Genomic DNA, 19,100 nt, shown 5'->3' on the forward strand with positions numbered 1-19,100 from the left:
GCCGCCGCCCACATCCACAACCTCGCCCCAGCCCGGTGAACCAGCAGGTCAGAGCACACACCGACGTGCCCACACCCGGCCACCCACAACAAGTCGCCGCCGGGCCGCCCGGCTGCACGTCGGCGCTGCCCGCCTCGGTCCTCGGCCTGTCGGGCTGCGTCACCCGCTGCCGACCGTGTCTCGTACCGCCCGCCTCGGGTCCGTTCGCGCCAGGCTTTGCCGGTCGGCCCGGCCGCACCTGGCGCCAGGTCCGGGTGGAGACGTTCACGGGGCTGCGGATGCGGCAGTTTGACGGCCTGGTGGGCGTGGTGCGTGAGCGGGGTGGCACTGGTCCGGGCGGCGGCAGGCCGTGGCGCCTGCCGCCGCCCGACCGGGTCCTGCTGGTGGCGGTCCACTACCGGACCAACCTCACGATGCGACAGTTCGCGCCGCTGTTTCGGGCCTTGACGGCGGCGGTGTGCCGCATCGTGCAGCGCCTCGGCCCCTTCCTGGAGCGGCTGTGGAGCGTGGACGGCACCCTGGTTCCGGTCCTCGACCGGGGCCTCAGGGGCTCGATCTCTTGCTGCCCCCACTACTGCCCGCCTTCGGCCTGTCAGGCTCTGATGCCGCTGCCGGCCCATCTCAACGGTGCCCCCGGCCTGGCCTTGGGGCTGCCGGGCTTCGCTGCCCGGTGCCACCCGCCTCGGCTCTCGCCTCATCGGCCTCGCCGCCCAATCCTGGGCGTACCCGGCGCGGTGGCGTCGTGGGGGAGACGTCAGGGCAGAGTTCGGGCCAGCTGTCCGCCTTCTGGTCCTTCCTCGGGGCGGCGCGGTGGCGGCGGTGGCCTCGGGGTGCGGCAAGCGGGCAGGGCAGCGTTCGGACTGCGGGGTGGGCGTGTTGTCCGCCTTGGGCCTTCCTCACTGAGGCGTCGGGCCGGCGGTGGCCGTGGGGGACGGGCTCGGCGAAATCGGGCCGGTCGGCTCGCTGGTCGGGGTGGCTGTGGGCGTTGGCGTTGGTGTGGGCGTCTCAGCCGGCGTCGGCGTCGGCGTCGCGGTGGGGCTGGTGCTCGGGGTGGTCGTGGGTGTCGGCGTCGGGGTGGGGTCGGCGGTGGGTGGGGTGTCGCCGCTGCGGTGGTGTGGGCCGCCCGCGAGGGTGACCACGGCCTGTGAGGGCGGAAGCGTGATCCGGGCGGTCCAGCGGGTCGCGGGGGCGAGGTCCTCGTCGACGCCGGCGATCACCGTGATCCGCTGACCGGGCGCGAGCGTGCCGGCGTCGCGGCTGAGCCGCAGCCAGGGCGCGTCCACGACGGCGTGCCAGTGGATCTCGGTGCCGCCGGAGTTGGTGAGGGTGAGCACCGTGCGGCTGCCGTACTCGCCCGCCTCGACGGTCAACAGCCCGGCCGCCGGCGCAGCCACCGACGGCCCCTCCGACGCACCCGCCGTGGCAGGCGTGGCAGGCGCGGTGGGTGTGGGCGCCGGCGCGGGGGTCGCGACCAGGGCGGGGCTGCCGAGCGGGCTCGACCCGCGGGCCGGGACCGGGACCAGCGGTCCCTGGATCCCCGGCAGCAACGTTTCTGCATTGAACGGCCTCGCCCCCGCCAGCTCCATCCCGGCCGCCGCCGGACCGGTCCCTCGGTGAGCCCCGTCGGACGCCCCGGGGTTCCAAACCTCCCCGCCGGGCTCCGCCGGACCTCGCGCCGGGCCACCCGTCGAACGCTCCCCCTCGACCCGGACCGACGAGACCGACGCCGCCACCCCCGGCCCGTCGCCGCCCCGGTGTCCGGCCCACAGGGCGACGACCGGCGCGACCAGGACGGCGGCCAGCACCCCGGTGGTCACCACCCGCCGCCGCATCGTCGGCCCCCGGCCGGTGTCCGGCGCGCGGTGCCGGGGGAACCCGCCCTGGTCGAAGCGGAGCCCTGGTTCGGCCACCGCCGCCGTCCGCCGCCCGGCGCGTTGCCGTGCCACCGGGGGCGGGGCCGCGACGGGGCCGGCCGGGAGGCCGGCGTCCCGGGACGGGGCGGTCAGCACCGGCAGCCCGGCGGCCCCGTCCTCCGGAGCCTTGTCCGCGACCCGCTCCGCCGTGCCCCGGCAGGTCGGGCAGTCCACCACGTGCTGCACCAGCTCGCGGCGGAGCGCGGGGCCGAGCACCCGGTCCCGCCGGCTCTCCGCCCCCGCGCCGCCGAGCCGGTCGAGCTCGGGGCAGTCGCCGACGCCGAGCACCAGCAGCGCGGCCCTGGTCCGGTCGACCTCGGCCCGCGCGGAGGCGAGCAGCGCCCGGACGGAATCGAACGGCTGCCCGAGGATGGCCGCCACCTCGATCGGGCTGAGCCGGTGCCGCACCGACAGCTCCAGGGCCTCCCGCTGCTCGGGATCGGTGCCGGCCGCCTCCGGCCAGGCCAGCGAGGCCAGTTCGTGCCTGCGCCGGACCGCCTCCGCCCCGCCGTCCCCCGGAACCCCGCCGTCCCCCGGAACCCCGCCGTCCCCCGGAACCCCGCCGACGCCGGGAACCGCGCAGCCCCCGCCGCCGTCCCGTTCGGCCCCGTCCGCCAGCCGCCGCAGGCAGCAGTACCGCGCCAGCGAGTACAGCCAGGCCCGCACCAGCCCGGCCTCGGCGAGCCGGCCACCGTACCGGGCCGCCAGCCCGCGCACCTCCCGCAGGGCGGCTCCGGCGGCCTCGTGCTCGCACAGCACCGAGAGGCAGTAGGTGAAGAGGCCGTCCACCTGCCGTTCGTACGCCGCGAGGACGGCGTCGCGCGGCCCTTCCGTACTCGTTGTCACCCGTCCGACGGTAGAGAGCGCACAGGCCCGGTCCGGGTGATTCCGCCCGGTTGTACTTCTTTCGGGTAACAACATCGCCCATTCGTGGACCACGCCGGAAGTCTCCGACCGCCCCCGTCGCGACGCGACCGCCCCGCGCTGTCGTACCCAGGCGCTACGGTGACCGCATGGCTGCCCGTACCAAGACCACCGCCAAGCCGCGCCCGGCGTACCGCTGCACCGAGTGCGGCAACCAGCTGCCCAAGTGGGTCGGCCGCTGCCCGGAGTGCAACGCCTGGGGCACGGTCGAGGAGTACGGCGCGGTGCCGATCCGCACCACCGCCGCCGGCCCGGTCAGCGCACCCGCCCGCCCGATCGCCCAGGTGGACGGCCAGGTGGCGACGGCGCGCTCCACCGGCGTGCCCGAGCTGGACCGGGTGCTCGGCGGCGGCCTGGTCCCGGGCGCCGTGGTGCTGCTGGCGGGCGAGCCCGGCGTCGGCAAGTCCACCCTGCTGCTGGACGTCGCCGCCAAGGCGGCCGGCCCGCAGCACCGCACCCTCTACGTGACCGGCGAGGAGTCGGCCAGCCAGGTCCGGCTGCGCGCCGACCGGATCAACGCGCTCTCCGACCACCTCTACCTGGCCGCCGAGTCCGACCTCGGTGCCGTCCTCGGCCACATCGAGGCGGTCGGCCCCGGCCTGCTGATCCTGGACTCGGTGCAGACCATCGCCTCCGCCGAGCTGGACGGCGCGCCCGGCGGCCCGGCCCAGGTCCGCGAGGTGGCGGGCGCGCTGATCCGCGCCTCCAAGGACCGCGGCATGGCCACCCTGCTGGTCGGCCACGTCACCAAGGACGGCCAGATCGCCGGCCCCCGCCTGCTGGAGCACCTGGTGGACGTGGTGCTGAGTTTCGAGGGGGACCGCCACGCCCGGCTGCGGATCATCCGCGGGGTCAAGAACCGGTACGGCGCGACCGACGAGGTCGGCTGCTTCGAGCTGCACGACGAGGGCATCGAGGGCCTGGCCGACCCGTCCGGCCTCTTCCTGACCAGGCGTGACAAGCCCGTGCCGGGCACCTGCCTGACCGTGACCCTGGAGGGCAAGCGGCCGCTGGTTGCCGAGGTGCAGGCACTGATGGTGGATTCCCAGATCCCCTCGCCGCGCCGGACCACCTCCGGTCTGGAGTCGCCCAGGATCGCGATGATCCTGGCCGTGGTCGAGCGTCATGGCGGGGTGAAGCTGGGCAAGCAGGACATCTACACCGCGACCGTCGGTGGGGTGAAGCTCTCCGAGCCCTCGGCGGACCTCGCGGTGGCGCTCGCGGTGGCCAGCTCCTCCTCCGACACCCCGCTGCCCAGCAACCTGGTGGCGATCGGCGAGGTCGGCCTGGCGGGTGAGGTGCGGCGGGTGACGGGTGTGCAGCGGCGGCTGGCCGAGGCGCACCGGCTGGGCTTCACCCACGCGCTCGTCCCGCCGGACCCGGGCAAGGTCCCGCCGGGCATGAAGGTCGTCGAGGTGGCGGACATCGGTGAGGCGCTGCGGGCGATCCCGGGCCGCCGCCGGGCCGCCGCCAAGCCGAAGAGTGAGGCCCCGTCGGCGCCGCCGGCGCCCCGCGCGCCCCGGCCGACGGCCTATCCGGAGGAGGTCATGGAGGGCTGGGAGCCGCTCGACTCCGACGAACTGCGCTGACCCAAGCCCTGTCGTTGCCGCACGCAGTTAGACTTCCCCTGTCTCATTGGTGATAAGGCAGTACTAAGCGACAGAGCAACAGACCGCAGGCCGGCGCCCCGCGCGAGGGCACGCGGTACGGGGTCGACGGAGGAGTCACGTGGCAGCCAGCGACCGGGCGGACAAGTCCTCCCGCGAGGAGGCCCTGCTGCGGGCCTCCCTCACCGCCATCGCCCCCGGCACCGCGCTGCGCGACGGCCTGGAGCGGGTGCTCCGGGCCAACACCGGCGGCCTGATCGTGCTCGGCTTCGACAAGACGGTCGAATCGCTCTGTACCGGCGGCTTCGTGCTCGACGTCGAGTTCACCGCGACCCGGCTGCGCGAGCTGTGCAAGCTGGACGGCGCCGTGGTGCTGGACAAGGACATCACCAAGATCGTCCGGGCCGGCGTCCACCTGATGCCGGACTCCACCATCCCGACCGACGAGACCGGCACCCGGCACCGCACCGCCGAGCGGGTCAACCGGCAGACCGGTTTCCCGGTGGTCGCGGTCTCGCACTCGATGCGGCTGATCGCCATGTACGTCAACGGCACCCGCCGGGTGCTGGAGGACTCCACCACCGTGCTGTCCCGCGCCAACCAGGCGCTGGCCACCCTGGAGCGCTACAAGCTGCGCCTGGACGAGGTGGCCGGCACGCTCTCCGCCCTGGAGATCGAGGACCTGGTGACGGTCCGGGACGTCACCGCCGTCGCGCAGCGGCTGGAGATGGTCCGGCTGATCGCCACCGAGATCGCCGGCTACGTGCTGGAGCTCGGCATCGACGGCCGGCTGCTCTCGCTCCAGCTGGACGAGCTGATCGCGGGCGTGGAGCCGGAGCGCGAGCTGGTGGCCCGGGACTACTTCCCGGAGCGCGCCGCCAAGAAGGGCCGGACCGTCACCGAGGTGCTGGCCGACCTGGAGGCGCTGACCCATGCCGAGCTGCTCGACCTGCAGACGGTGGCCAAGGCGCTCGGCTACTCGGGCTCGCCGGAGTCGCTGGACTCGGCGGTCTCGCCGCGCGGCTACCGGCTGCTGGCCAAGATCCCGCGGCTGCCCAACACCGTGATAGAGCGGCTGGTGGAGCACTTCGGCGGCCTGCAGAAGCTGCTGGCCGCGAGCATCGACGATCTGCAGACGGTCGAGGGCGTCGGCGAGACCCGGGCCCGTTCGGTCCGCGAGGGCCTGTCCCGGCTTGCCGAATCGTCCATCCTCGAACGCTACGTCTGACCCGGGCCCGGCGCTCGCCGCCCGCCCCCTCGCAGACGCCGAAGCCCGGACCACCTGAGCGGTGGTCCGGGCTTCCTGCTGCGGTGCCGTACTGCCGGGAGGCGTCCTGAGGGCTGCTCAGTTCTCCAGGCGGATCGAGGAGCGGGCCGAGGCCTGGCCGCCTGAGAGGCCGGTGAGGTCGGCGACCACCAGGTAGGTGCCGGCCGGGGCGGGCGCCGCGTCGGCGGTGGCGCACTGCGGCTTGCTGCGGACCCGGTCCCAGGTGAAGGTCTCGGTCAGCCCGCCGTTGGCGGGGAGCTGGACCCAGCTGCTGTTCTTGTCGGACGGGCAGTCGCCGGAGGACCAGATGCGCTCGCCGTTGCTGGCGGTGACGGTGATCGCCGAGGCGGTCCGGCCCAGGTCCACCCGGCAGGTGGTGCCGGAGGAGTTGTTGATGGTCAGCGCCAGCTTGGGCTTGTCCTTGGGCTGGTAGGCGTTCTGGGCGCCGGCCAGGTTGAGGGTGACCTGCGAGGAGACGCAGACCGGCAGGGCCATGACCTCGGGGGTGTTCGCCGGGGGCGGGCCGCCGGTGCCGCCACCGCCGGAGCCGCCACCGGTCGCGGGCGCCGGGTTCGCGCCGCCACCGGCCGCCGCGCCGCCCGCCGCCGCCCCGCCGGTCCCGGGGGCCGGGTTGGCGCCGCCGGTCGTGCCGCCGGTGCTCACGCTGACCTCGCCGCCGCCGGAGCCGCCCGCCGCGCCACCGGAGGCGCTGCCGCCGGTGCTGCCGCTGCCGGGCCGGGAGTTGTTGGCCGGCCCGGTCGGCGAGGCGCCCGGGGTGATCGTCTGGGCGGGTGTCTGGCTCTGCGACTGGGTCGGTGCGGCCTGCGCGGCCTTGTCCTTCGGGCCGTCGTCACCCCCGCCCTGATCGGTCATCAGCCAGATGACGAGGGCGGCGACCGCGACGACGGCGACGAGCACGACGATGCGCCGACGCCAGTAGATCGAGGCCGGCAGCGGTCCTACGGGTTGACGCAGAGAGGGCACGCCCAAACTCTACGAGACAGTGTGTGCCCCTTGACGCACCAACACCGCACAGTCACCCCTTCCTTCACATGATCCGCCATTTGCGCCGTTCGAGGGAGGCCGAATGGGGTGATTTGCGCTCCGAACCGGAACCTCATGATCCGATTCGGCTCCCGACCCGGGCGTGGGAGGATCGAAGGGCCATGGCTGCCAACACCATCACCCCCGCCGCCCCCGAGACCCCGGCCGAAGGGCCGGAGCTCGCGCTGCCGCTGCCCGTCCTGCACGCGACCGTCCTCGACTGGTACGACGCCAATGCCCGCGACCTCCCCTGGCGCACCCCGGACGCCTCGCCCTGGGCCGTGATGGTCAGCGAGTTCATGCTCCAGCAGACCCCGGTCAAGCGCGTCCTGCCGGCCTGGGAGGCCTGGATGGAGCGCTGGCCCACCCCGGCCGACCTGGCCGCCGAGGCGCCCGGCGAGGCCGTCCGGATGTGGGGCCGGCTGGGCTACCCGCGCCGGGCGCTGCGCTTGCACGGCGCCGCCGTGGCGATCACCGAGGAACACGACGGCAAGGTCCCGGACGACCACGCGACGCTGCTCTCGCTGCCCGGCGTCGGCGAGTACACCGCGGCGGCCGTGGCCTCCTTCGCCTTCCGCCAGCGGCACGTGGTGCTGGACACCAACGTCCGCCGGGTGTTCGCCCGCGCCGTGACCGGAGTGGAGTACCCGGCGCAGGCCACCACGGCGGCCGAGCGGCGCACCGCGACCGCGCTGCTGCCCGACGCCGCCCGGACGGCCGCCACCTGGGCGGTGGCCGTGATGGAGCTGGGCGCGCTGGTCTGCACGGCCCGCGGGCCCGAGTGCGGGGACTGCCCGCTGTTCACCTCCTGCGCCTGGCAGCGGGCCGGCTGCCCGCCGTACGAGGGCCCGGCCCGGCGCGGCCAGTCCTACGAGGGCACCGACCGGCAGGTGCGCGGCAAGCTGCTCGCGGTGCTCCGCGAGGCGCACGGCGAGGTGCCGCAGGCCCGGCTCGACGCGGTCTGGCCGGACGCCGTGCAGCGTGCCCGCGCGCTGGACGGACTGGTCGCCGACGGCCTGGTCGAACCGGTCGAGCAGGGCGTCTACCGGCTGCCTCAGTAGGCGCACCAGCCGGGCCCGGACACACACGAGGGCCCCCGTCCGCCGGTGCGGCGAACGGGGGCCCGGTCGAGGTCCGGCGTCAGAGCGCGACGGCCTCGATGTTGCCCGTCGCGGCGCCCTTCCGGCTCTTGCGGCCCTTGCCGCCCTTGCCGCCCTGGTCGGCCTCGGCCGCCTCGCCGCCTTCGCCGCCGGCCGGCGGGCCGCCGGCCCCGCGCAGCGGCACCTCGCGCATGAAGACCGCGGCGGCGACCGCGATCACCGCGACGGCGGCGCCCCACAGGAACACGGTGTGCATGCCGTTGGCCACCGCGTGGTGGTAGGCGTCCTGGACCGGCTCCGGCAGCGCCTTGAGCGCGGCCGGGCTCAGCTGCGCCGGGTCGCCGCCCTGCGAGCCGCCCGCCCCGGCGGCCGAACCGAGCCGCTCCTCCATGGTCTCGGTGACCCGGCTGTTGAACAGCGCGCCGAACAGCGCCACGCCGAACGAGCCGCCGATGGTGCGGAACAGGGTGGCGGTGGAGCTGGCCACGCCCATGTCCTTGAGCTCGACGCTGTTCTGCGCGACCAGCATGGTGATCTGCATCAGGAAGCCCATGCCGGCACCGAGCACCACCATCCAGCAGGCGGAGGCGAAGCCCGAGGTGTCGGTGGAGAGGGTGGAGAGCAGCAGCAGGCCGGCCGTCATCACGACGGTGCCGATGATCGGGTAGATCCGGTACTTGCCGGTCCTGGTCACCGCCTGGCCGACCACCAGGGAGATCACCAGCATGCCGAACATCATCGGCATCAGCAGCAGGCCGGAGTTGGTCGCCGAGGCGCCCTGCACGGTCTGCTGGTAGAGCGGCAGGAAGACGGTCGAGCCGAACATCACGAAGCCGACCACGAAGCCGATGATCGAGACCAGGGTGAAGTTGAGGTTCTTGAACAGCGACAGCGGCAGCATCGGCTCCTGGACCCGCTGCTCGACGTAGCAGAAGCCGATCAGGGTGGCCGCGGCCAGCGCGGTCAGGCCGAGGATCTGCTTCGAGCCCCAGGCGTACTCCTGCCCGCCCCAGGTGGTGATCAGGGTGAGCGCGGTGATGCCGGTGGTGAGCAGCAGCGCGCCGAGGTAGTCGATCCTGGCCTTGCTGCGGACCTTCGGCAGCTTCAGCGTGACGACCACGACGGCGAGCGCGAGGGCGCCCAGCGGCAGGTTGATGTAGAAGGTCCAGCGCCAGTTCAGGTGGTCGGTGATGAAGCCGCCGACCAGCGGGCCGCCGATGGTGGCGAGGGCCATCACCGCGGCGAACATGCCCTGGTACTTGCCGCGGTCACGCGGCGGGACGAGCGCACCCATGATCGACATCACGCCGACCATCAGGCCGCCGGCGCCCAGGCCCTGGAGGGCGCGGAAGCCGATGAGCTCGGTCATGTCCCGGGAGAGGCCGGAGAGCGCCGAGCCCGCCAGGAAGATCACGATCGAGGTGAGGAAGGTGCCCTTGCGGCCGTAGAGGTCGCCGAGCTTGCCCCAGATCGGGGTGGAGGCGGCGGTGGCCAGGGTGTACGAGGTGACCACCCACGACAGGTGCTCGGCGCCGCCGAGCTCGCCGACGATGGTCGGCATCGCGGTGCCGACGATCAGGCCGTCGAGCATCGCGAGCAGCATGGTGATCACCAGGCCGATCATGACCAGGCGGATCTCACGGGCCGAGCGGGGCGCCTCGTCCTCGGCCGGTTTCTTCTCGGGGGAGCCGGTGTCGGCCTTGGGATGTGACATGGGTGGGAGTCTCCCGGGCAGGGCGTCGGGCGACCGGTGCGGCCTGCGACGGCCTCCTTACTTGTCGCCCGGCTAGTTTGTGGACCGTCGGCACGGTAGGTTGTTTACTAGCCGGTCGTCAAGCCAGTTTTCCGGCGGGCTCCCCGGGCAGGAACAATGAACGCAGGGGCGGTTGCCGCACAGGTGTCCGCCGCCGCGCCGCGCCGGCCGTCGGCCGCCGCGGGTACACGGACCACGACGCAGTCAGAGGCAGGCGATGGGCACCACGCACGGCCCCCGTAGCGACACCCGGGCGCGCATCGTCGCCGTCGCCCTGGAGCTCTTCTCCGAGCACGGCTACGAGCGCACCTCGCTGCGGGAGATCGCCGACCGGCTGGGCGTCACCAAGGCCGCGCTCTACTACCACTTCAAGACCAAGGAGGACATCGTCCAGGGCATCGTGGCGGCCACGGCCGCCCCGATCCACGAGCTGATCGCCTGGGGGCGCGAGCAGACCTGGACGCCCGAGGTGCGCGACGAGCTGATCCGCCGGTTCGCGGCCGGGATGTCCGAGCGGGCGCCGCTGCTCCGCTTCTTCCAGGAGAACCAGCCGGCACTGCGCGACCTGGCGGCCGGGCGGGAGTTCCGGGACAGCATGATCGCGCTGGTCCGGCTGATGCACGGTCCGGAGGCGAGCTTCGAGGACCGGCTGCGCGCGGCGATGTCCCTGTTCACCGTCAACTCGGCGCTCTTCCTGCTGCACCAGGACCAGCGGCCCGACCCCGAGTGCGCGGTCGACTGGCCGCCGGTCGCGGAGGCCACCCGGGAGCAGGCGGTCGAGGCCGCCCAGCACGTCGCGCTGGAGATCTGCCGGCTGATCGGCAGACCCGCGCCGACGGACTGAGCGGCCGGACCGGACGGGGGATCAGAAGTCGGTGACCCCGCGCGCGGACAGGTAGGCGATCGGGTTGATCACCGCGCCGTACTGGTTGGCGGAGCGGATCTCGAAGTGCAGGTGCGGGCCGGTCGAGTTGCCGGTGTTGCCGGAGCGGCCGATCTGCTGCCCGGCCGCCACGCGCTGGCCCGCCGACACCGAGATCGACGACATGTGGGCGTACTGGGCGTACCGGCCGTCCGCCAGCCGCAGCACGACCTCCTTGCCGTACGCGCCGTCCCAGCCGGCCGACACCACGGTGGCGTTGCCGACCGCGAGCAGTCGTGTGCCGGTGGGGACCGCGAAGTCCACACCGGTGTGGTAGCCGGCGGCGTAGTGGGCGTTGCGCACGCCGTACGGGTTGCTGGTCGGCGCGCCCGGGACCGGGGCGGACCACTGGGGGGCCGGGGCCGGGGCCGGGGCGGGCGCGGGCTCCGGTGCGGGGGCGGGAGCCGGTTCGGGCGCCGGCTCGGGGGCGGGCGCGGGAGCGGGCTCCGGGGCGGGCGCGGGCTCGGCGGGCGGCGCCGTCAGGTTGGCCGCGACCGCGACGTACTCCTGGGCCGAGGCCTGCTCGGACGGCAGCGTGTACGGGCTCGGGCCCGCGACCTCGACCAGCGACGACGTGCGCGCCGCCCCGTGCTGCTGCGCGGTGAACGCCGAGCTGCCGGGGGTGGTCGGGGAGACCGTCTGCGCCGAGGCGCTGCCGGAGGCGGCCAGCAGCAGGGCACCGGTCAGCACGGCCGCGCCGGCCGCGGCGGCGGTGGTGGAGTGGTTGCGGCCGGTCTGCCGGAGGAAGGAGTCGGCGAGCCGGCACAGGGCCGGCCCCAGAGGCGGGACGGAAGGCATGGAGCTCGGACCTCACGAACGTACGGGGACGGCACGCTGAGCCCGGTCGGGCTGCTGAGCGGGGGACCACTCAGGTGTAACCGTCACCGAGCGGAGTCCCAAACCGTGTGACGTACTACGGCGTGTAGTCATCATCGCGCCGGGAATTCAAACCGACGGAGTAACGATCATGCGGTCGGATCGTCCGTTCATGGGGCGACGGCCGGTGGGCGTCACCCGGGCGGGCTACTACGCCCGCTCGTACCCCTGTCGGGGGTTGTGAGCAGCACCACCCGGAGCGCGGGTTTGAACGGCCCGCGACCGCCCGGAACCGCCCGCCTTCGCCCGCGACCGCCCGGACGCAAAGGAATCCGGCCCGCCCCCGCGGATGCGGGAGCGGGCCGGATCGGCTCAGCGGTGCCCGGTCAGGGACCAGGCGTCAGAGCGCGGTCGATCAGTTGTCGACCGGGCGGACCCGGATCCAGGTCTCCAGGTAGTTCGAGGACTCGTTCTCGACCTCGATGCTGGTGCCCGTCTTCGGGACGATGACGCTGCTGTACGGGTTGTCCTTCGACCAGTAGGACTTCAGGTCGGAGAACTCGTCGACGCCCTTGGCCTTCGGGACGACCGTCTCGACACCGGCGCGGTGCAGGGTCAGGCTGTCGGTCTTGCGCGAGCCGAAGGTGGAGTCGTAGCCGTTGATGCGCGGGCGCATCAGCGTGCCGTCCTTCCACTTCAGCGGGGTCGGGTGCGAGTCGACCGGCAGGATCAGGCCCTGGCCCGGGTGGTTGGTGACGTTGTTGTCACTCTGCGACTCGTCCCAGTACCAGATCAGCAGACCCGGCTGGTACGGGTAGTGCTCGACCCAGAGCGGCTTGTCGGCGAAACCGAAGTTGTACGGGCCGACCTTGAGGGTGCGGTCGTACGAGACGTACTGGCGGTTCTCCGCGATGTAGTACTGGTTGTAGTCGTTGGTGAACGACCCGGTGGTCCGCGAGAAGCCCTTGGCGGTCCAGCCGTTGTCGCCGTTCTCGGCGCCGTCGGTGAAGACGGTGGCGCCGTCGGCGGTCACCGCGAGCTCGTCCAGGGCCAGGCCCTTGAGGTGCAGGCCGCCGTCGGTGACGTAGCGGAAGCGGACCTTGACGGCCTGGCCGGCGTAGGCGTCCAGCGGGAGGGCGAGGTCGCCCCAGTTGCCGCCGGAGTTGCCGGACAGCGAGGCGTTGCCCGAGGGGTCCTTCGGCAGCGCGACGCCGTTGAAGGTGCCCTCAAGGGCCTTCCAGTTGGTGCCGCCGTCGGTGGAGACCTCGGCGTAGCCGTAGTCGAAGTCCTGCTCGATGTCGTACCAGGCCTTGGCCGACAGGGTGGCCTTGGTCTTGCCGGTCAGGTCGACGTCACGGGTCAGCGAGACGTTCAGGTCGTCCGCGCTGCCGCTCCACCACTCGTTGGCACCCGCGAAGGGCTTGTTGATGGTGGTGGTGACGGCCTTCTTCGGCAGGTCGACGACCAGCGCCTGGGGGAGCCTGCTGTTGTACTCCGCCGGGCCGATGTGGTGGGTCGACTCGGTGCCGGCCTTGGCCTTGTCGAACTTCAGCCAGCCGAGCTTGAGCTTGCTCCAGGCGTCGAGGTCGTTCGGCATGTCGCCGATCGAGTTCTTGCCCTCGCCCAGCCAGGAACCGGAGGACATCAGCGACCAGAAGCCGACCGAGTTGTCGATGCCGCTGCCGGAGGTGTCGTAGAGGTCCGGCAGACCGAGGTCGTGGCCGTACTCGTGGGCGAAGACACCGAGGCCGCCGTTCTCGGGCTGCATGGTGTAGTCGCCGACCCAGACGCCGGTGCCGCCGACCGGGGTGCCGCCCAGCTTGTTGCCGGCCGGGCCGGTGGTGCCGGCGCCGGTGCCGTAGACGTACGAGCGGTGGGCCCACAGGGCGTCAGTACCCTGCTTGCCGCCGCCGGCGGACTGGTCCTCACCGGCGTGCACGATCTGGAAGTGGTCGATGTAACCGTCCGGCTCGTTGAAGTTGCCGTTCTGGTTGAAGTCGTACCGGTCCCACAGGTCGTACTGCGCGATGGCGGCCTTGATCTGCTCGTCCGTCTGGCCCTTGGCCTTCTGGTCGGCGACCCAGGTGTCGATCGCGTCGCGGATCAGGTCCTGCGCGTTGGCGCAGACGTGCTGGCCGCAGTAGTCCGAGCCGTAGCGGGCCTCGTTGTACTTGACCTTCACCCAGTCGGTGACCTGGCCGTCCACCGAGTAGCGGCCCGAGGACTGCTTCTCGTAGTAGGTCTTCAGCGAGTCCTGGGTCTTGCTGAAGTACAGGTCCTGGTAGTGCTGCCGGTTGTAGTCGGACTGCCAGATGGTCGAGTTGTTGGTCGCCGGGTCCGGCTTCTCGATCTGGTTGCGCTGCGGACCGGGGGTGCCGCCGTACTTGATCTTGCCGTCCGGCGTCGTCGTGGTGTTGTCCACCTCGTCACCGAACTCCACCAGGATGGTGAAGATCTTGTCCGTGCGCTCACGGGCGAGCTCGACGTACTTGTTCTTGCCCAGCTTGATGCTGGAGCTGCCGCCGTGCTGCTCGATCTTGGCGGTGCCGGCGAGCAGCTGCTCGGTGGCGGCCTTCGACTCGGCCTCGACCTTCTCGGTCAGCGGGCCGGGCAGGTTGTGTTCGGTGCTGGTCAGGACGGCGTCGGCCGGGTCCTGCGGAGCGGGGGCGGCACCGGCGGCGACGGCCGTGCCCGGGAGCATCCCCGCGCCGAGCGCGGCTATGACCGCTACGGCCGAGGCGACCGAAGCGGCTTTCCTGGTCATCTTCAACGTTGTGACGTCCTCCCCAAACCGGTCCGGCTCTTGGCCTTCCGGTAAACCAATGAAAGACAGGTGGACGTCATTTGATCCAAGCGTGGACGGAAAAGATAGACCTTGACCGTGACATGGCCACAGCGCTATCCTCCGCAACTTCGTATCAACTGACGCACCGTCAACAACATTGGTATTAAAGATGACCGCAGCTTCGATCGCACCCGCACCGGCCCCCTATGCGGCCCCCGAGCTGCCCCTTCGTGGGCCGGGTCACAGCTTCGGCAGAGGTGCGGAAAACGGTTTGGGCCCCCGGCGCGAACGCCGGGGGCCCAAACCGTTTGCTGTTATCTGTTAAATGTTGCTACTTCGTCAGGTCCGGACCCGGTGAGGCGACGGCGGCCGGGGTGTCCGCGACCGCGGACTTCTCCTCGCCGCGGAAGGTGAACTTCGCTTCCTTGCCCTCGCCCTCGACACCGACGACCACGATGTGGCCGGCCCGCAGCTCGCCGAAGAGGATCTTCTCGGAGAGGTGGTCCTCGATCTCGCGCTGGATGGTCCGGCGCAGCGGCCGGGCGCCCAGGATCGGGTCGTAGCCGCGCTTGGCCAGCAGCTTCTTGGCCTCGACGCTGAGCTCCAGGCCCATGTCCTTGTCCTTGAGCCGCTCGTCCACCTTGTCGATCATCAGGTCGACGATCTGGATGATGTCGTCCTCGGACAGCTGGTGGAAGACGACGATGTCGTCGACACGGTTCAGGAACTCGGGGCGGAAGTGCTGCTTGAGCTCCTCGCCGACCTTCGCCTTCATCCGCTCGTAGCCGGTCTGGCTGTCGCCCTGGGCCGCGAAGCCCAGGTTGAAGCCCTTGGAGATGTCCCGGGTGCCGAGGTTGGTCGTCATGATGATGACGGTGTTCTTGAAGTCGACCACGCGGCCCTGGGAGTCGGTCAGGCGGCCGTCCTCCAGGATCTGCAGCAGCGAGTTGAAGATGTCCGGGTGGGCCTTCTCGACCTCGTCGAAGAGGACGACGGAGAACGGCTTGCGGCGCACCTTCTCGGTGAGCTGGCCGCCCTCCTCGTAGCCGACGTAGCCGGGGGGCGAGCCGAAGAGCCGGGAGACGGTGTGCTTCTCCGAGAACTCCGACATGTCGAGGGCGATCAGCGCGTCCTCGTCGCCGAAGAGGAACTCGGCGAGAGTCTTGGACAGCTCGGTCTTACCGACGCCGGACGGGCCGGCGAAGATGAACGAGCCGCCGGGGCGCTTCGGGTCCTTGAGGCCCGCACGGGTGCGCCGGATGGCCTGGGAGAGCGCCTTGATGGCGTCCTTCTGGCCGATGACGCGCTTGTGCAGCTCGTCCTCCATGCGCAGCAGCCGGGAGGTCTCCTCCTCGGTCAGCTTGAAGACCGGGATGCCGGTGGCGGTGGCCAGAACCTCGGCGATGAGCTCCTCGTCCACCTCCGCGACGACGTCCATGTCGCCGGCCTTCCACTCCTTCTCGCGCTTGGCCTTGGCCTGGAGGAGCTGCTTCTCGTCGTCGCGCAGGGACGCGGCCTTCTCGAAGTCCTGCGCGTCGATCGCGCTCTCCTTCTCGCGGCGCACGTCGGCGATCTTCTCGTCGAACTCGCGCAGGTCCGGCGGCGCGGTCATCCGGCGGATGCGCATCCGGGAGCCGGCCTCGTCGATCAGGTCGATGGCCTTGTCCGGCAGGAAGCGGTCCGAGATGTACCGGTCGGCCAGGGTGGCGGCGGCGACCAGGGCGGCGTCCGTGATGGAGACCCGGTGGTGGGCCTCGTAGCGGTCGCGCAGGCCCTTGAGGATCTCGATGGTGTGCGGCAGCGACGGCTCGGCGACCTGGATCGGCTGGAAGCGGCGCTCCAGCGCGGCGTCCTTCTCCAGGTGCTTGCGGTACTCGTCGAGCGTGGTGGCACCGATGGTCTGCAGCTCGCCGCGGGCCAGCATCGGCTTGAGGATCGAGGCGGCGTCGATGGCGCCCTCGGCGGCGCCCGCGCCGACCAGGGTGTGCAGCTCGTCGATGAACAGGATGATGTCGCCGCGGGTGCGGATCTCCTTGAGGACCTTCTTCAGGCGCTCCTCGAAGTCACCGCGGTAGCGGGAGCCGGCCACCAGGGCGCCCAGGTCCAGCGTGTAGAGCTGCTTGTCCTTGAGCGTCTCCGGGACCTCGCCCTTGACGATCGCCTGGGCCAGGCCCTCGACGACGGCGGTCTTGCCGACGCCGGGCTCACCGATCAGCACCGGGTTGTTCTTGGTGCGGCGGGACAGCACCTGCATGACCCGCTCGATCTCCTTCTCGCGCCCGATGACCGGGTCGAGCTTGGCCTCGCGGGCGGCCTGGGTGAGGTTGCGGCCGAACTGGTCGAGGACCAGCGAGGTCGACGGGGTGCCCTCGGCGGGCCCGCCGGCCGTGGCCGACTCCTTGCCGCCGGGGGTCTGGTAGCCGGAGAGCAGCTGGATGACCTGCTGGCGGACCCGGTTGAGGTCGGCGCCCAGCTTCACCAGGACCTGGGCGGCGACGCCCTCGCCCTCGCGGATCAGGCCGAGCAGGATGTGCTCGGTGCCGATGTAGTTGTGGCCGAGCTGCAGGGCCTCGCGGAGCGACAGCTCCAGGACCTTCTTCGCCCGGGGGGTGAAGGGGATGTGACCGGACGGGGCCTGCTGGCCCTGGCCGATGATCTCCTCGACCTGCTGGCGAACGGCCTCAAGAGAAATCCCGAGGCTCTCCAGGGCCTTAGCGGCGACACCCTCACCCTCGTGGATCAGACCCAGGAGGATGTGCTCGGTGCCGATGTAGTTGTGGTTGAGCATCCGGGCTTCTTCCTGAGCCAGGACGACAACCCGCCGCGCGCGGTCGGTGAACCTCTCGAACATCGTTTATCGCTCCTCAGAGCGGTCGGGCAGTTCGGGGTCCGTCCCCGCCCTGTCCTTCCGCATGCTAGTCCCGCTCAGCGGCGCGGCCCACGGATTCACTCCCTCGAAGGGGAGCGACATGCTGCGCGACCAGCCGACACCAATCCCAACCCGATGCTGGAAGACGGTGTTCCCGCCCGCGGGCCGGATGCACCGGATACCGCTACGCCATCGGCGAACAACCTCCGCCGCGACGCTGCCGGTGGGTGTCCGACCGGTCACGCGTCCTGCCCCGGGCGGAGTCACGGACCCCGTCCCTCTGCATTCATACCCGGTATCGGGGTGGTTCTCGCGCAGTTTCCGCGGTGGCGGTGTTCGCCTGGCGAGAAGTCGGACCGCCGCTGACGGTGGATCAGCCGCGGCGGGGCCGGTGCGCCGTTCCGGTGCGTCCGCGTCGCCGCTTCGCCCTTACAGCGTTGCACAGGCCGTGACGGTGTGCGCCGCGGGGCGCGGAGGGGTCCCCTCCGCGCCCCGCGCGTGTGTCGCGGACGCCTCAAGCGCCGCCCGGGACCCCGCACCCGTCCGGACGGCCGGGCGTCGCCCGGTTCAGGACGCGTTGGCCTTCTCGTAGGCCTCGCGCACGTTGCTGGGAACGCGGCCGCGGTCGTTGACCTCCAGGCCCTGCTCCTTCGCCCACGCGCGGATCTTGGCGGTGTCCGGGACGCTGCCGGACGGACGCGGGGCGGAGCTGCGGCCGGCGCGGCGGGTGCCGGCGAGGCGGCCGCTCTGCTTGCGCCCCTTCTCCACGTACGGCGCCAGCAGACCGCGGAGCTTGTCCGCGTTGGCGCTCTTCAGGTCGATCTCGTAGGCAACGCCGTCGAGCGCGAACGTGACCGTCTCGTCCGCCGACCCGCCGTCGAGATCGTCTTCAAGAATGACCTGCACCCTCTGTGCCACGGGCTTCCCTTTCCGCTAAACGACCCATTGCCTAAGGAAAGGAAAGCGCCTTTTCCCGGAAAACACAAACCCCTGGCCGGTCCGGGGGCGGCTCACAGGTGCAGCAGCATGCGCGAGTTGCCCAGTGTGTTGGGCTTCACCCGCTCCAGGTCGAGGAACTCGGCGACACCTTCATCGTACGAGCGGAGAAGTTCTTCATAGACATCCGTAGCGATCGCCGCCGGGTCTGTCGTACCATCATCGGTTTCCTGGAGCTCACCGATCTCCACGAAACCGTGTTTCGCGAAGAAGGCGACCTCGAACGTCAAGCAGAAAATCCGACGGACGCCGAGCCAGCGGGCGGTCTGCAGCAGCTTCTCCAGCAGCAGGTGTCCGACCCCGTGGCCCCGGCAGGACCGGTCGACGGCGAGGGTGCGGACCTCGGCGAGGTCCTCCCACATGACGTGCAGCGCGCCGCAGGCGACCACCGTCCCGTCGTCGTCGCGTTCCGCGACCCAGAACTCCTGCACCGATTCGAACAGTGTGACGGTGGGCTTGTCGAGCAGAATCCCGTCACGCGCGTAGGCGTCGATGAGCCCGCGCACGGCCCGTACGTCCATGGTCCGCGCCCGGCGGATGGTGACCTCCATGCCGGGACGTTATCGTGCCGGCCCCGAGCGGGTCTCCCCGGTATCCGGTCCGCTCTCCGGGGAATCCGGGGCGGCCGGATCGGACGGGGACGGAGCGGCCACCCGCAAGGCGTCCCGCAGCGCATCCCGTTGCTCCGGCGACATCAGGCCGAAGAAGTGCACCAGGGCCGCCGCGGGATTGTCGCTGGTGGCCCACGCGTCGTTCATCAGCGCCGCGGTGTACGCCTCGCGGGAGGAGACCGGTTCATATCGATAGGCCCGCCCCGCGCGCTCCCGGCGGAGCCAGCCCTTTCTGTGCAGCTTGTCCAGGACGGTCATCACCGTGGTGTAGGCGATATCGCGTTCCGACCGCAGATCCAGGAGAACCTCGCGAACCGTGACCGGTCGGTTCCACTGCCACACCCGGGTCATGATGGCGTTCTCAAGTTCGCCGAGTTGCCGGACCATAGTGCGGCCAGGATAGGGAGTGAATGGGGCAAATCTTGTGAAGTGCCGCCAAACCGGCGCGCCGCCACCCCGGAATCCGGGAATGGCGGCGCGCGGTGTTCACGGG

The 19,100-nt window shown here is 71.6% G+C and carries 13 protein-coding genes and 1 pseudogene; 5 read left to right on the forward strand and 9 right to left on the reverse strand.

The window, feature by feature from the left end; translation table 11 throughout:
* Positions 1 to 278: 278 nt before the first annotated feature.
* Positions 279 to 554 (forward strand): annotated as a pseudogene (locus tag ACFZBX_RS25780) (transposase family protein); the annotation flags it as partial.
* 342 nt (positions 555 to 896) lie between these two features.
* Here the strand turns inward: ACFZBX_RS25780 and ACFZBX_RS25785 are convergent.
* Positions 897 to 2,759: a sigma-70 family RNA polymerase sigma factor gene (locus ACFZBX_RS25785; protein ID WP_391536159.1), complete on the reverse strand. Its 1,863-nt coding sequence runs from the start codon at positions 2,757 to 2,759 to the stop codon at positions 897 to 899.
* A 167-nt stretch (positions 2,760 to 2,926) separates the two neighbouring features.
* Between ACFZBX_RS25785 and radA the strand changes: the two genes are divergently transcribed.
* Together radA and disA are read left to right on the forward strand one after the other, a co-directional pair.
* Entirely contained in the window at positions 2,927 to 4,426 is a 1,500-nt protein-coding gene (gene radA / locus ACFZBX_RS25790) for a DNA repair protein RadA (RefSeq protein ID WP_391536160.1), read from the forward strand.
* 187 nt (positions 4,427 to 4,613) lie between these two features.
* A complete protein-coding gene (gene disA / locus ACFZBX_RS25795) occupies positions 4,614 to 5,672 on the forward strand; it encodes a DNA integrity scanning diadenylate cyclase DisA (RefSeq protein ID WP_344345239.1) in 1,059 nt (352 codons plus the stop codon).
* A gap of 117 nt (positions 5,673 to 5,789) precedes the next feature.
* On the opposite strand, the gene ACFZBX_RS25800 is transcribed toward disA, so the two are convergent.
* Positions 5,790 to 6,695, reverse strand: a complete 906-nt coding sequence (locus tag ACFZBX_RS25800) for a hypothetical protein (protein ID WP_391536161.1) — start codon at positions 6,693 to 6,695, stop codon at positions 5,790 to 5,792.
* 182 nt (positions 6,696 to 6,877) lie between these two features.
* Between ACFZBX_RS25800 and ACFZBX_RS25805 the strand changes: the two genes are divergently transcribed.
* Complete coding sequence (locus ACFZBX_RS25805) at positions 6,878 to 7,816, forward strand: A/G-specific adenine glycosylase (RefSeq protein ID WP_391536162.1); 939 nt, start codon at positions 6,878 to 6,880, stop codon at positions 7,814 to 7,816.
* A 79-nt stretch (positions 7,817 to 7,895) separates the two neighbouring features.
* Here the strand turns inward: ACFZBX_RS25805 and ACFZBX_RS25810 are convergent, their stop codons facing one another.
* The gene (locus tag ACFZBX_RS25810; RefSeq protein ID WP_391536163.1) at positions 7,896 to 9,569 is read right to left on the reverse strand and encodes an MDR family MFS transporter; all 1,674 of its coding nucleotides are present in this window, start codon (positions 9,567 to 9,569) and stop codon (positions 7,896 to 7,898) included.
* A 256-nt stretch (positions 9,570 to 9,825) separates the two neighbouring features.
* Between ACFZBX_RS25810 and ACFZBX_RS25815 the strand changes: the two genes are divergently transcribed.
* Positions 9,826 to 10,452: a TetR/AcrR family transcriptional regulator gene (locus tag ACFZBX_RS25815; protein ID WP_391536164.1), complete on the forward strand. Its 627-nt coding sequence runs from the start codon at positions 9,826 to 9,828 to the stop codon at positions 10,450 to 10,452.
* 21 nt (positions 10,453 to 10,473) lie between these two features.
* Here the strand turns inward: ACFZBX_RS25815 and ACFZBX_RS25820 are convergent, their stop codons facing one another.
* The 6 genes from ACFZBX_RS25820 to ACFZBX_RS25845 form a co-directional block, all read right to left on the reverse strand.
* A complete protein-coding gene (locus ACFZBX_RS25820) occupies positions 10,474 to 11,328 on the reverse strand; it encodes a M23 family metallopeptidase (protein WP_391536165.1) in 855 nt (284 codons plus the stop codon).
* A 433-nt stretch (positions 11,329 to 11,761) separates the two neighbouring features.
* Complete coding sequence (locus ACFZBX_RS25825) at positions 11,762 to 14,110, reverse strand: immune inhibitor A domain-containing protein (protein WP_391536166.1); 2,349 nt, start codon at positions 14,108 to 14,110, stop codon at positions 11,762 to 11,764.
* 352 nt (positions 14,111 to 14,462) lie between these two features.
* On the reverse strand, positions 14,463 to 16,982 hold the full coding sequence (locus ACFZBX_RS25830) for an ATP-dependent Clp protease ATP-binding subunit (protein ID WP_391536167.1): 2,520 nt from the start codon (positions 16,980 to 16,982) through the stop codon (positions 14,463 to 14,465).
* Positions 16,983 to 17,567: 585 nt separating this feature from the next.
* On the reverse strand, positions 17,568 to 17,918 hold the full coding sequence (locus tag ACFZBX_RS25835) for an Lsr2 family protein (protein WP_391536168.1): 351 nt from the start codon (positions 17,916 to 17,918) through the stop codon (positions 17,568 to 17,570).
* Between the two features lie 92 nt (positions 17,919 to 18,010).
* Positions 18,011 to 18,547, reverse strand: coding sequence for an amino-acid N-acetyltransferase (locus ACFZBX_RS25840; RefSeq protein WP_391536169.1), 537 nt, complete (start codon positions 18,545 to 18,547; stop codon positions 18,011 to 18,013).
* A gap of 9 nt (positions 18,548 to 18,556) precedes the next feature.
* Positions 18,557 to 18,994 (reverse strand): BlaI/MecI/CopY family transcriptional regulator, encoded by a 438-nt coding sequence (locus ACFZBX_RS25845; RefSeq protein ID WP_391536170.1) that lies wholly within the window; start codon positions 18,992 to 18,994, stop codon positions 18,557 to 18,559.
* Positions 18,995 to 19,100: the final 106 nt, after the last annotated feature.

The sequence above is a fragment of the Kitasatospora sp. NPDC008115 genome, from assembly GCF_042957205.1.
In the GTDB taxonomy this organism is placed as follows: domain Bacteria; phylum Actinomycetota; class Actinomycetes; order Streptomycetales; family Streptomycetaceae; genus Kitasatospora.

Bases quoted from the DNA above. Each gene is read 5' to 3' on its own strand.
- radA (WP_391536160.1), top strand. From the start codon at position 2,927: ATGGCTGCCCGTACCAAGACCACCGCCAAGCCGCGCCCGGCGTACCGC.
- ACFZBX_RS25805 (WP_391536162.1), top strand. From the start codon at position 6,878: ATGGCTGCCAACACCATCACCCCCGCCGCCCCCGAGACCCCGGCCGAA.
- ACFZBX_RS25810 (WP_391536163.1), bottom strand. From the start codon at position 9,569: ATGTCACATCCCAAGGCCGACACCGGCTCCCCCGAGAAGAAACCGGCC.
- ACFZBX_RS25815 (WP_391536164.1), top strand. From the start codon at position 9,826: ATGGGCACCACGCACGGCCCCCGTAGCGACACCCGGGCGCGCATCGTC.
- ACFZBX_RS25820 (WP_391536165.1), bottom strand. From the start codon at position 11,328: ATGCCTTCCGTCCCGCCTCTGGGGCCGGCCCTGTGCCGGCTCGCCGAC.
- ACFZBX_RS25825 (WP_391536166.1), bottom strand. From the start codon at position 14,110: ATGACCAGGAAAGCCGCTTCGGTCGCCTCGGCCGTAGCGGTCATAGCC.
- ACFZBX_RS25830 (WP_391536167.1), bottom strand. From the start codon at position 16,982: ATGTTCGAGAGGTTCACCGACCGCGCGCGGCGGGTTGTCGTCCTGGCT.
- ACFZBX_RS25840 (WP_391536169.1), bottom strand. From the start codon at position 18,547: ATGGAGGTCACCATCCGCCGGGCGCGGACCATGGACGTACGGGCCGTG.
- ACFZBX_RS25845 (WP_391536170.1), bottom strand. From the start codon at position 18,994: ATGGTCCGGCAACTCGGCGAACTTGAGAACGCCATCATGACCCGGGTG.